We start from the raw sequence: 11741 nt of genomic DNA, 5'->3' as shown, positions 1-11741 counted from the left end.
GAGTAAAAAATGGCCGATGAAATTTCCACACTTATGAGCAATAGCAAAGACAAGGTAATCTTGCTTCGATTAAGAAACAACAAAACAATACAAGGAAGCTTGCAAGACTTTGACATTCACATGAACCTTACACTAAAAGACGCTGAAGACGTTTCTGAAGAAAAACATGTCCCACTTGGAACCGTCTTGTTACGTGGGGACAATATCCTGGCAGTATCTCTACCAGACGAAGAATCTTAGATACAAGTTATTCTCAAACATTAAATCATAACAGCATCTATTTTCTTTGTGATAGAATATTTTCTGATTTTTTCATTGTTTCTTTTTCCTGCATATGCTGAGCCAATACCTGACTATGACAAGCCATACTCTCCAATCTTTACTGACAAGCCAGTGTACACATGGACTGACAAAATAAAGATGAAGATCATTGCCCCAAGCTGGAACACTGACAATCACTTGATTGACTCTATTGGAGGTGATAATGACAACCCAATCAAGGTCTCAACAAGGGAGCACTCCCTTAAGCCATATCGATTTACAGAAACTGATGTAAACTCTGGAATATTTTCTGCCGAAGTAATTCTTACTGGGTTTTTGCATGATGCAGACGGTGATGGTACCGTTGACACAAATCCAAGAACCAGTGGAAACGGGCCTACCAGTGGATTTTTGGAAGTTGGTAGGGATTCGGCAGTAACGATATCCTTTGAGTTTGCCGATGGCGTTATTGTAACAGAGTCTGTGCCTGTAAGATGGAATGTGGGGACAATAGAGTTTGCAGAAGACCATTTTTTGACAGACCAGACAGCACAAATCCGCATCATTGACCAGGACATGAACCTCAATCCTGAATCACTTGATCATTTGCCTCTCTTGGTATCATCTGATGCTGATGTTGCAGGACTAGAAGTTGATGCAATCGAAACATCTGAAAGCTCCGGTGTCTTTGCTGCAAATATTTTCTTTACACAAAACACTCCGTCTAGTGGAAACAGGTTGTTTGCAACTCCTGGTAATAACATTTATGCAAAATACAATGATCATACATTGCCAAAACCATACACAACATCAGATCATCAGGAAATTACTGATGTAGCAAAACTGGATTCTGCAGTTCCTGCCACTGAGAGAATAAACAATTCACAAATATTGTTCTCAGACTCTTTTGGAAACCAAATAAGTGAATTTTCAATAAACAAGCAGATGCAAATTGTTGGCTCTATCTCAAATGCGCAAGACTTTGCACAGGAATTTGTCTATATCTTTCAGGTAAGGGATTCGACAAACACTGTAGTTTCTGTGTCTTGGATACAGGGACAGGTATCGCCAAACCAAAGTCTTGATGTATCACAATCTTGGATTCCAAAGACAACAGGCGAGCATACTGTTGAGACATTTGTATGGTCTTCACTTTCAGAACCAACTGCACTGTCTCCAGTAAATGCAGCTGAGATCTTTGTGCAATAGTACAAATTCTCAGTGAGTATTAAATACAAAATTACGATTTTTTATTTGTGCTTGGATACAAAGTGGTAACACTGCTAGTGTTAACCGTAGTTTTTGCAACAACTGCCTCTGATGCATTTGCCGAATCTATCTTTGTCAAATTTGACAAAGGTGAATACCAGACAGGAGATGCGCTCAAAGTCACAGGACAGATATCTGATGTTGGAATGCCTGTCATTGCAATGAGCATCTATGATCCAAACGGAACAATTCTTTCAGCAAACAGTGTCGAAGTTGAACCTGATGGTCTCTTTACAAAGACCATATTCTTAGATTCTCCCTTTTATGAGGAATCAGGAGAGTACAAAATCAAGCTTGCCTATGGGCAAATCACGCAAAACGAGTACTTTGTAATAACAAACTCTGATGGAGTGCAAGTCATTGAGGAACCAGCGACTCCTGAAATTATCACGCTGACCACTGATAAACCGCAGTATACTGATGGTGATACCATCACAATTTTAGGTACAGTGTCTGTCATGGATTCGCCAACTGTGTTGATTGGCATCTATGACACATTTGGTTCTCCTGCCGGATTTTATTTTGGAAATGTAAACTCTGATTTGAGCTTCTCTACAAACTTTCTTGCAGTTGCAGGTGTGAACTTTAAGGTAGATGGGACTTATTCAATCAAGGCACACTATGCTGAATCATCAAAAGATGTTTCATTTGATTTTTTTAAAATTATTGAAGATCCCATTGAAGAAGAAATAATTTTTGATGAACCAGAAGTTCAAACAGACGAACCACAAAACGAACCAATTACTGAATCAGACACAACAAAATCAGACACAACAAAATCAGACACAACTACAACAGAACCAAAAACAACAGAACCAAAAACAACAGAACCAAAAACAACAGAACCAAAAACAACAGAACCAAAAACAACAAAGACAAATCTGATTGAAGATGATAAATTAATAGAATCACCAACAACAGAAACGCCAAAACAATCTACGCCAGAAAAAAAATCGATAATTCAAACTACGCCGCAAGAAAAACCAACTAAACAGAAAGAATCAAAAAATGAACAAATCAAAAAAGAAACTCCAATAAAGAAAACTGCAGAAAAAAAATCTAAAGAAAATGAAAACGAAGATAATCTGAGCGTTGAAGACATTGCACTTGGAATAATGTTAAACCAAATCAATCTAAAATGTGACACTAGCAAGTATGTTGACTCTATTTCATACTATGATGGAATGGGACCCGCATTGTATAGACTATGCAAATTTGATCAATCACTAGAATTCTTTAATCAATCTCTTATGGAAGACCCAGAAAACGTAGAGATTCTAGTAAACAAGGGTTCTGCCTTGAGAAAACTTGGATTTTATTCTGAGGCAATACTGTATTATGATCAAGCACTTGCTATTTCTCCAGATTATGTACCTGCAATTAACAACAAGGCAAATGCACTTGCAAACATGGGCAACCTGCAAGATGCAAAATCTCTCTATGGATTAGCACTTGAGAAAAATCAAAACTATGTTACTGCAAGAACAAATCTTTTACTAGTAAATGAGCAATTAAACCAAATTCAATCTGATACTGTTGATGAAATTCTAAGCGCTCAAAACATTGATCTTGAAGAAAAACCTTTGGCATTTGAAAAACCAATAACACCAAAAAAATCTCAAGTGGAAATAAAAAAAGAAACTCCAAACTTTTTTGATGAACTAACTATGGCATTTTCCTCTTTGTTTGGATTCAAATAGCATTCATATTTTTACGCACAAATTTTCCATAAACCTATAAAGCCCTGATGGAAAATTGACAGTAGGTAAAACATGAGTAAGATACTTGAAAAGCAATTGAAGGATGCCCATAAAGAGGGCGCTGTTACAATTGGCACTAAACAAGTATTGAGTTCTGTAAAAAACTCCAAACTAATTGTATTATCTCAATCTGTAAGTAAAGAAATGTTTGAGAAAATTGAATCAGATGCAAAAAAAGAAAAGATACCATTAGTCAACTTTCAAGGGACATCTATCGCACTTGGCAAGTTATGCGGTTTACAGTTCAGAATTTCCAGTATATCATTTACATCAATATCTGATGCAAACATCAAATCAATTCTCAAAGATACAGAAACTGAGGTAAAAGAATGATAATGTGTAAGACATCTAATGAAAGTTTAAATGAGACAAATTTTTTCGGAGATAAAAAGGAATTCTAATGACACAATCAATCAAACTAACTACTGATCAAATGCGAATGATGTCGCTTTTCCAAAATGTTACAGGGGCAACTGCTCGTGATTGTGTTGAAGATGAAAAACAAAACCGTGTAATCTTTGTTGTTAATACAGGTAAGATGGGTCTTGCAATTGGCAAGGGCGGTGCTCATATCAAATCATTACAAAACATTGTAAAGAAAAATGTCGAGCTGGTAGAGTTTGATGAGGATCCAGCAAAATTCTTGACAAATCTGCTAAATTCTAAACTAATTTCTGAAGTAAAAATAAATAATCGTGCAGACGGTTCAAAACAGGCAATAGTTATGGTCGATCCAAGAAAGAAAGGAATCGTAGTAGGACGTGAAGGAAGAAACGCTGAGAAAGCAAGAATGCTTGCAAAGCGATATTTTGATATTACCAGCGTACTGATTAACAGTCCTGAAAAACAAACAATGGAGTTGTAAGATATGACAAAATCACCACTTGGATTATTTGCAGGCAGAGTTTTAATCGCTAAAAGAAAGCGCCAAAGATGGGCAATCTCTACATACAAGCGAAGAGAACTCGGTATTGATAAAAAGGCAGATCCTCTTGGAGGAGCTCCCCAAGGCAGAGGCATTGTTTTAGAAAAAGTTGGTATTGCAGCAAAGCAGCCAAACTCTGCAGTTAGAAAATGTGTTCGTGTACAATTAATCAAAAACGGTAAAACAGTTACAGCATTCTTGCCAAGAGACGGTGCAATGAACTTTATTGATGAACACGACGAAGTTCACATTCAAGGTATGGGTGCAACTCAAGGTGGTGCAATGGGAGATATTCCTGGTGTACGATTCAAAGTATTCAAAGTAAACGGAACATCACTTCATGAACTAGTAATAGGAAAGAAAGAGAAACCAAGGAGATAGAAAAATGGCACAAACAAAGAACTTGTTATTATTTAGAAAATGGGACATGTCTGACATTGAAGTCAAAGACCCAGGACTCAAGACAGCGATTTCTTTGAGAAAACAAATTCTGCCTTACACTTTTGGTCGCTCTGCACTAAAGAGATTCAACAAAGCAGATGTTAACATTGTAGAGAGATTGGTAAACAAGACAATGCACTTTGGTAAAAAATATGCAAAGAACACCGGTAGAATGACTGGAAAGAAAGCCAGAGTTTTAAACAACGTAAAACTTGCATTTGATATTATTTCACTAAAGACTGGACAAAACCCAGTAGAGATTTTGGTTAGGGCAGTAGAAAACTCTGCACCAAATGAAGACACTACAAGAATTGTTTACGGTGGTACAGTTTACCACGTATCAGTTGACGTTGCCCCAATCCGAAGAGTTGACTTGGCCCTTAGATTCATCGCCGATGCAATCAAGGAGGCGACATTTTCCAATCCAAAACCAATTGAGGAACACATGGCCGAACAGCTAATCATGGCTGCCTCAAACGATCCAAACGCTCCTTCTGTTAAGAAGAAAAACGAGCTAGAAAGAATCGCACAAGCATCCAGATAGTCGTTTTAGAAATTTTAACCAGTAGCCCGAGGCAGATTCGAACTGCCGTCTCCGCCTATCCACTCTTGAGATCCAGAGGGCAGAATCCTTGATCTAAAATTATTATTTGACCGCTAGACTATCGGGCTACCAAGAAAAATTCTACAACCAAAGAATATAATCATTTGCTGAAAAATTATTTTATTCTGACTTCGTGAATTGCAGTAGCGTAATCGCATTCTGCTTTTAGTCTCATGTATGGAATAAGTCTAAAATGAATTGAGTAGATTTTGTCTTCTTTTAGTATGATTCCTTTTTGCAGCAGTGATGCCAAACCTCTTGATGTTTGAGTGATTGTTACGTTTTTTTCCTTGCATATTTGGTCTCTTTTTTTCTGGTATTGTTCTAGTGAGAATGCAACATCGTTTAATTCTAAAATCAGTGGCCATACAATCTCTTTCCAGACAAATCTTCTGTTTTGTGTAGCTGATGCATACTTGCCTTTTTCACTCAACATTAATAACATCTGCAAAATATGTTATAACTTAATAGTTGTCTCAGAAAGAAATTCAAGAATCATTAGACTTGTTGCAAAAGGATTGGGATATTGATCCTATTCTCAAAGACTTTATGCTTGGAAAAATTTCTGCAGTATCTGACTATCCACTAAAAGTAAAAGATGTGATATTTCATTTGCCGTATCTTACATCTGAGAAAAAATACGTCTTGTGGAAATGCTACTGGCCTGACTGCCACAACTGCTGTGACAGACAAGGAAGGCTTCCGTTAACATCTGATGATCTAATTACAATTGGCAAGGGGTTGAAATACCAAAAGCCATCTGATTTTGTAAAAAATGAAACACTAACTGTGACCTATCAGGAACCTGGACCGTCTGGACAAATGACCACAATGACTACGATTAATCTCAAAAGAAAAAAAGACGAGACAGAAGCCGATGACGGGACCCACATATCTTGCAGATTCTTAGATGAAGAGGGAGGCTGCTCCATGCACCCAGACAGGCCTGGCGTGTGCTATTTGTACCCGTTTTCTACGTGGCTTGAAAACAACGACGGCATTGCACGAGTCCATGCGACATACCAGTTTACAGGGGATTGCCCTGGATTTTATCTGGCCGATGACATTTCCCCAATGAAGCAGGAACTAAGGGACTATTCTAAAATCATCTACGAGTACAACATGGCATCAAGTAGAACAAACAGGGAGAACTTTAGCTCTACTAGTTTTGGATAGAAACATTCTGCCAAATTCTTAATTTCTAGTGATTTTGTAATGGAATAATGGAATATGAAATCGTAAAAAACCCAATGGGGCTAATTGAATTTACGCTAAACAAGGGCGAGTCTGTAACTGCCGAAGCTGCTGCAATGGTTTTCATCAAAGGCGATGTTGAGACAAACACTAGAATGAGAAAGAGCGGATTTCTAAAATCCCTCAAGGCAGCTGCCTTTGGAGGGGAATCATTTTTTGTAAATGAGTTTATCGCACATGAGGACAACTGCAAGCTAGGACTGACAGGAAACATGCTTGGTGACATTGAGGTGATTCACGTCGATGAGGAGTTTATCGTACAGTCTGGTTCCTTTGTTGGATCCTCTGGCGGACTGACACTTGATACAAAATGGCAGGGATTCACAAAAGGAATCTTTGGAAGCAACCTGTTCATGCTAAAGACGATGGGCACTGGTGATATGTTTGTCAACGCGTGGGGCGGTATCTTGCAAAAAAAACTAGAGGCAGGAGAAAAGATGATTCTTGATAACTATCAGCTAGTTGCCCTAAGCTCCACTGCTCAATACCGCGTGGCAAAACATGGCAGCTTCAAGACAACATTGTTTGGCGGGGAGGCGCTGGTAATTGAGATAACTGGACCTGGAACCGTATTTCTGCAGACAAAGAACTTCATGGAATTTGTTCGTGCAATAATTCCATACCTGCCAAAAAGAAACGGCTAGCTATGCCTTGGCTACTTTCATCAGGTCTGCCATCTTGATATCCATGCCAAACCTTGCCTCGTGTTTTTTCATGTAGCGAAATATTGCAATAAAGTCAGGCAGTGACTTGAAAAAACTGAAATCTTTTTTGATTTTTGCTCGAACAAAATTGAAAACCTTTGCATAGACCTTGTAGTGCTCTTCTACAGCCTTTTCATATGCCTTAAAGTCGTTCATGTTCTCAAGGAATATCTCAACGCACTGCATTGATGGGATGATTCCCTCTCCAAGCAATGCATAAACTGTGCCAATTGACTCGCCAACACCTACAACCTTTCCTGAATAGTACGGCTTGCACCTGTCTGGCGTTGCAAGTCTTATGGGGCGTCCCTTTGTCTGCAGCACCTTGCCTCCGTGTTTTTTTAAGAAATCATCAGTTGCCTTGATGTGGTTCTTGTTATAGTCTCCTGCTCCGATGTGGGCCCACTTTTCACCCAGCGGGAAATACCAAAAGTATCCTGACATTCCGGGAAACGGCTCTATGTAAAAGTCATCATATGGCAATCCGTTTTCATACTCTACCTTGTACTCGTATGTTGGCAGGTAGAAATCCTCCTTTAGTTTTGGCAAGTATGATCTGGAAAAACCTGTACAGTCAACTATCATGTCGTACTCTTTTTCCAGCTCCTCAAGTGGAGGGGCTTGACCATAGATTATTTTTGAGTCCTTGATGAAATCCTTGATTAGAGCTAGCTTGTCATATGTGCAAAGCCCGTGCAGTCCGATGTCAAACTTTACGTCATTGTTCATCTTGACATGCATTTGCTTTCCGTCATGAATTAGAAAATCATTAAAATCCCTGCCAGTCTTTTTGCAAAACTCTGTTAGTATTGGCTTTATTGTTCCCCATGCGCAGATAGAGTCGTGTCTTTCCTGTGGGTTTCTCTCATATCCTACAACTTCGTGTTCAGAATCCTTGAGTCTTGCCATAAGATAGGAACCTGCTACTCCCATTCCCATTACTGCTATCTTCAAGATGTTCTCTGGTTCCTAGAGGCGTAATAAATACACTATCTGGTGGTGCGGTATCTTTTTTGGCACTAGTAGAATTGTGTAGTTTTGGTTAAATACCAAATTGCCATAGTCAATATGAAAAGGTCAGTCTGTCGTCTGATTGCAAAACGCTTCAGGCCTTAAGACAATCGCTGTCACCAAGCAACAGTTGCGTTGTTGGTCTTAAGCGAGAGAACTGTCACCAAACATTCCACATGGAAGTTGGTCTTAAGTTCGAATCCTTTCTTTTTTTATTGGATTAAATTTGGTTGTTTGTCCTGTTTTTCCATGGATGTCTTTGAGGCAATTGAGACAAGACGCGCAATCAAAAAGTTTGATCCTACATACAAGATGAGTCCTGAAGACGTTACAAAACTCATGGAACATGTCATACTTGCACCGACAAGCTACAACCAGCAGAACTGGAGGTTTGTTACAGTAACTGATCAGAAAGTAAAAGAGAAGATCAGCGTTGCAGCACGCGGGCAGGCCCAGCCAAAGGACGGCTCGCTAGTTGTGATACTGTGTGGTGACATGGATGCATGGAAGACTGAGCCGTTGCGATACTGGAAGAACCATCCAGCCGAAAAGCAAGAGTATGTCAAGGCAGCACTTGAGAGAAAGTATGCAGACGACCCGCAGGCCCGACGCGATGAGGCAATCCGCTCTTGTGGCATGGCAGCCCAGACAATAATGCTGTCTGCCAGAGAAATGGGACTTGACTCTTGTCCGATGGTTGGATTTGAGTACGATGAGCTTGCTGAGATAATCAAGCTGCCAGAGAATCACCTGATTGTAATGATGGTAGTTGTCGGAAAAAAGGCAGAACCTGCACTAGAACGTGGCGGACAGCTGCCGCTATCTGAGGTTGTCTTTGAGAACTCGTTTTAGATTTGAAAAATCACTTGATAGTTTAATTATGATCTGTTTGTTTTGTACTTTGTGTACGATAGAATTCTAGTGCCGCATGCAGGTACTGCTGGAGGAGATGAGGCACTACGACATGCAATAGAGATTGCAAAAAGGTTCTCGTCTCAAATTTACATTTTGCACATAATTGAGCAAGTACACAGCCCCCCTACATGGAGCCTGGCCGAGTCAGAAAGAAATGTGTTGCTTGAGAGGATAAAAAATGTCAATGATTCCATAAAAGAAGAAGCTGAAAAAATGATAGAAAAAAAGGCATTACAGTGCAAGGAAAACAACATCGAGACTGCAATCAAAGTCGACATTGGCGATGCAGCTGAGATGATCTTGGATATGATAGAAAACGAAAAGATTGATCTTGTGATCATGGCAAAACGAAGAAAGCTAAAAGGGGTCAAAAAACTACTCAGTCTTGGAAGCGTGTCACGAAAAATCGTTGAAAATGTCACATGTCCTGTAGTCTTGCTTGACATCGAAAACCTGTAGACGTAGATTCCTGAATCAATAATCAATGTATTAATACAGATGCAGACCTCTCAAATCAGAAATGTTTGAAAACCAAGTTTTCTACTGTGAACTATCAAACAAGAAAAGAAAAGAGATGTTTGGTATTGACACTGCAAAGCAAAAGTCTGAGTAATCCCTTTTGTGACTGATTTTTCCTATTTGTTTTCATTTAAGCGATCAATTGTCATATTTTTGAATTAGAAGTTTTAATATCACAAAAAATCTGCATATCTGTATGGGCATAGATGATGCGATAAGGAAACTGGAGACCTCAAATGAGGGCCTCAAGGTAATCATTGAGCACATCGACGATAATCTGGCTGACTTGAAGCTAGACCCAAAGCTAAAGGACTTGGTAGATGACCTGGAGAATCTGTTTTACTCTTATCTTAAAACCTGGATTAAAAGCAACAATGATGTCTTGGAGATTCTGAAAAACTCTAACCACAAGGCCTAGACGCCAAATGACATTTTGTTATTTTTGCACTTTGGACACTCTGCTCCGTCAATTATAGTTCCGCACCTGTTGCATTTTCTGTCCATGCCAAGCACTGCCCTTGGGTTTGTCTTTGTGTACTTTACAATCAGTACTGTCACAATGATGATGCCAACTGCAATTGCAACAAGCAATAGTACCATGTATCATAATGTTCGCTCTATACATAAAAAGTAAGGCAATTCTAGTTTAGAATCGAAGATGCTGCATCTCTGATTCTGTCAACTAGCAAGTCCCCTAGTGCATAAAGCTGAGGCGATAGCGCCTCGTTGATTCCTGATGCCATGTCTGGAAATGCACTTGAAAACAATATTCCTACAATCACTCCAGCTGGCAAAACTATCATCCAGCTCATCAGCATAATTATTGGGATGATGGGATATAATAGATGCTACTCTTTGATACTATCCGTACTCTATCTTTTTTATCCTGACGTTGCTTCCTTTTTCTTCTAGGTAATGTCCGATAAAATTAGTCATCTGCTCTCCTATTCTAAACCCAAGTGCACCTTCCATCATTCCTGTCGTCTCTATTATGTGGGCCATCTCTTCGCTTATCTGGATGTTAAAAAAAGTCCATCCAAACTTTTCAAAGGGCTCTTCTATCTTGTATCCGTCAGTTACGTTGCAGTCTTTTTGCAGCTGCTCTAGTGCATCTCTTACAATTTGTATCTCCTTGTCGTACTTTCTTGTGCTTAGCTGAAATAATGGGTTCAAGGATCTTTAGTTGGGCATTTCCATCTAAAATACATTTTATTGACTGGTAATTTTTTTAACGTGCAGTAATCACTTGAATTCAAAATGAACCTTGCAGTAATTGGTGGAATAATTGGAGTCTGCGTGATTGCAGCAGTTGCAATATTTGCAACAGTTCCTCAAGACACATGGAAAGACAAGAGAACTGATTTTGCAGGAGTCGCACCACCTGATGAAAACAAGAAAAGAACTGACTGCCTTTCAAGGGGAGGGACATGGGAGTATGCCAGCTGTTCTATTGTACTAGATACTGAACCCCAAGTGCAAAGACACCAGTGCTCCGGTGCTGCAATGTGTCTGACTCAAAAGGTCACAAGAATAGTTGATGGTGATACCCTCTACACTGAAAATGCAAAGATTCGACTGTCCTTGGTTGATGCTCCTGAGGTTGATGAGGCTGGGTACTATCAGGCAAAGTCATTTACTGCAATGTCTTGTCCTGTTGGGAGCTTGGTTACAATAGACCAAGATGACTTGCAGCCAATTGATGTCTATGACAGGATGGTGGGCAAGGTGTACTGTGAGACTGGCATGATAAATGAGATGCTGCTGCAAAATGGACATGCAGAAATTTCCATGCAATACTGCCAGACAAGTGAGTTTTCTGGCGAGTCTTGGGCCCAAAACTATGGATGTACAAAACCTAGAACACCTGTGTCTGAACCTATCGCAAATACAATGCGAAATGATTGTGACCCGTCATATCCGGATGTATGCATTGCATCTTATCCGCCAGACTTGGATTGTGGGGAGATTCCACAAAGAAACTTTAAGGTTACAGGCTCTGATCCTCATCGGTTTGACGGTGATGGTGACGGGATTGGATGCGAGAAATAACTATGTATGGTAAATCATCACACTTGTTA

18 protein-coding genes and 1 tRNA gene are annotated in these 11741 nt (G+C 39.5%); 13 read left to right on the top strand and 6 right to left on the bottom strand.

Features of this window, described 5'->3' with window-relative positions:
• The first annotated feature begins 9 nt into the window (after positions 1-9).
• From NsoK4_RS07020 to NsoK4_RS06990, 7 genes are all read left to right on the top strand, one after another.
• Positions 10-240: an LSM domain-containing protein gene (locus NsoK4_RS07020; protein WP_211686488.1), complete on the top strand. Its 231-nt coding sequence runs from the start codon at positions 10-12 to the stop codon at positions 238-240.
• Between the two features lie 48 nt (positions 241-288).
• A complete protein-coding gene (locus NsoK4_RS07015) occupies positions 289-1470 on the top strand; it encodes a hypothetical protein (protein ID WP_211686486.1) in 1182 nt (393 codons plus the stop codon).
• A 47-nt stretch (positions 1471-1517) separates the two neighbouring features.
• Positions 1518-3230 carry a tetratricopeptide repeat protein gene (locus tag NsoK4_RS07010; protein ID WP_211686484.1) on the top strand — a complete coding sequence of 571 codons (1713 nt, stop codon included), beginning with the start codon at positions 1518-1520 and terminating at the stop codon, positions 3228-3230.
• Positions 3231-3302: 72 nt separating this feature from the next.
• Entirely contained in the window at positions 3303-3623 is a 321-nt protein-coding gene (locus NsoK4_RS07005) for a ribosomal L7Ae/L30e/S12e/Gadd45 family protein (RefSeq protein ID WP_211686482.1), read from the top strand.
• A 67-nt stretch (positions 3624-3690) separates the two neighbouring features.
• Entirely contained in the window at positions 3691-4155 is a 465-nt protein-coding gene (locus tag NsoK4_RS07000; protein ID WP_211686480.1) for a NusA-like transcription termination signal-binding factor, read from the top strand.
• A 3-nt stretch (positions 4156-4158) separates the two neighbouring features.
• Complete coding sequence (locus NsoK4_RS06995; RefSeq protein ID WP_211686478.1) at positions 4159-4596, top strand: 30S ribosomal protein S12; 438 nt, start codon at positions 4159-4161, stop codon at positions 4594-4596.
• Positions 4597-4600: 4 nt separating this feature from the next.
• Complete coding sequence (locus NsoK4_RS06990) at positions 4601-5200, top strand: 30S ribosomal protein S7 (RefSeq protein WP_211686477.1); 600 nt, start codon at positions 4601-4603, stop codon at positions 5198-5200.
• A gap of 22 nt (positions 5201-5222) precedes the next feature.
• Here the strand turns inward: NsoK4_RS06990 and NsoK4_RS06985 are convergent.
• Positions 5223-5328, bottom strand: a tRNA-Gln gene (locus NsoK4_RS06985).
• A 47-nt stretch (positions 5329-5375) separates the two neighbouring features.
• Positions 5376-5696 (bottom strand): hypothetical protein, encoded by a 321-nt coding sequence (locus NsoK4_RS06980; RefSeq protein ID WP_211686475.1) that lies wholly within the window; start codon positions 5694-5696, stop codon positions 5376-5378.
• A gap of 35 nt (positions 5697-5731) precedes the next feature.
• On the opposite strand from NsoK4_RS06980, the gene NsoK4_RS06975 reads away from it, so the two are divergent.
• On the top strand, positions 5732-6436 hold the full coding sequence (locus NsoK4_RS06975) for a YkgJ family cysteine cluster protein (RefSeq protein WP_211686473.1): 705 nt from the start codon (positions 5732-5734) through the stop codon (positions 6434-6436).
• 47 nt (positions 6437-6483) lie between these two features.
• The gene (locus NsoK4_RS06970) at positions 6484-7158 is read left to right on the top strand and encodes a TIGR00266 family protein (RefSeq protein ID WP_211686471.1); all 675 of its coding nucleotides are present in this window, start codon (positions 6484-6486) and stop codon (positions 7156-7158) included.
• Here the strand turns inward: NsoK4_RS06970 and NsoK4_RS06965 are convergent, their stop codons facing one another.
• Positions 7159-8172 carry an NAD(P)/FAD-dependent oxidoreductase gene (locus tag NsoK4_RS06965; protein ID WP_211686469.1) on the bottom strand — a complete coding sequence of 338 codons (1014 nt, stop codon included), beginning with the start codon at positions 8170-8172 and terminating at the stop codon, positions 7159-7161. It lies immediately after the preceding gene.
• 291 nt (positions 8173-8463) lie between these two features.
• On the opposite strand from NsoK4_RS06965, the gene NsoK4_RS06960 reads away from it, so the two are divergent.
• The 3 genes from NsoK4_RS06960 to NsoK4_RS06950 all read left to right on the top strand — a co-directional run bounded on the left by NsoK4_RS06960 (position 8464) and on the right by NsoK4_RS06950 (position 10081).
• Positions 8464-9081 (top strand): nitroreductase family protein, encoded by a 618-nt coding sequence (locus tag NsoK4_RS06960; protein ID WP_249111035.1) that lies wholly within the window; start codon positions 8464-8466, stop codon positions 9079-9081.
• Between the two features lie 51 nt (positions 9082-9132).
• Complete coding sequence (locus NsoK4_RS06955) at positions 9133-9603, top strand: universal stress protein (protein WP_211686467.1); 471 nt, start codon at positions 9133-9135, stop codon at positions 9601-9603.
• 256 nt (positions 9604-9859) lie between these two features.
• The gene (locus NsoK4_RS06950; protein WP_211686465.1) at positions 9860-10081 is read left to right on the top strand and encodes a hypothetical protein; all 222 of its coding nucleotides are present in this window, start codon (positions 9860-9862) and stop codon (positions 10079-10081) included.
• On the opposite strand, the gene NsoK4_RS06945 is transcribed toward NsoK4_RS06950, so the two are convergent.
• The 3 genes from NsoK4_RS06945 to NsoK4_RS06935 are packed head-to-tail and all read right to left on the bottom strand — an operon-like array spanning position 10078 to position 10836.
• Positions 10078-10263: a hypothetical protein gene (locus NsoK4_RS06945; protein WP_211686463.1), complete on the bottom strand. Its 186-nt coding sequence runs from the start codon at positions 10261-10263 to the stop codon at positions 10078-10080. The two genes, NsoK4_RS06950 and NsoK4_RS06945, sit on opposite strands and share 4 nt — an antisense overlap.
• Before the next feature lie 41 nt (positions 10264-10304).
• Complete coding sequence (locus NsoK4_RS06940) at positions 10305-10475, bottom strand: hypothetical protein (RefSeq protein ID WP_211686461.1); 171 nt, start codon at positions 10473-10475, stop codon at positions 10305-10307.
• Positions 10476-10524: 49 nt separating this feature from the next.
• Positions 10525-10836, bottom strand: a complete 312-nt coding sequence (locus tag NsoK4_RS06935; protein WP_211686459.1) for a hypothetical protein — start codon at positions 10834-10836, stop codon at positions 10525-10527.
• A gap of 84 nt (positions 10837-10920) precedes the next feature.
• On the opposite strand from NsoK4_RS06935, the gene NsoK4_RS06930 reads away from it, so the two are divergent.
• Positions 10921-11712 carry a thermonuclease family protein gene (locus NsoK4_RS06930; protein WP_211686457.1) on the top strand — a complete coding sequence of 264 codons (792 nt, stop codon included), beginning with the start codon at positions 10921-10923 and terminating at the stop codon, positions 11710-11712.
• Positions 11713-11741 lie beyond the last annotated feature (29 nt).

The sequence above is a fragment of the Nitrosopumilus sp. K4 genome, from assembly GCF_018128925.1.
GTDB lineage: Archaea > Thermoproteota > Nitrososphaeria > Nitrososphaerales > Nitrosopumilaceae > HKST03.
Note: the sequence above shows the minus strand (reverse complement) of the source record. Positions and strands in the feature narration are given on the sequence as shown.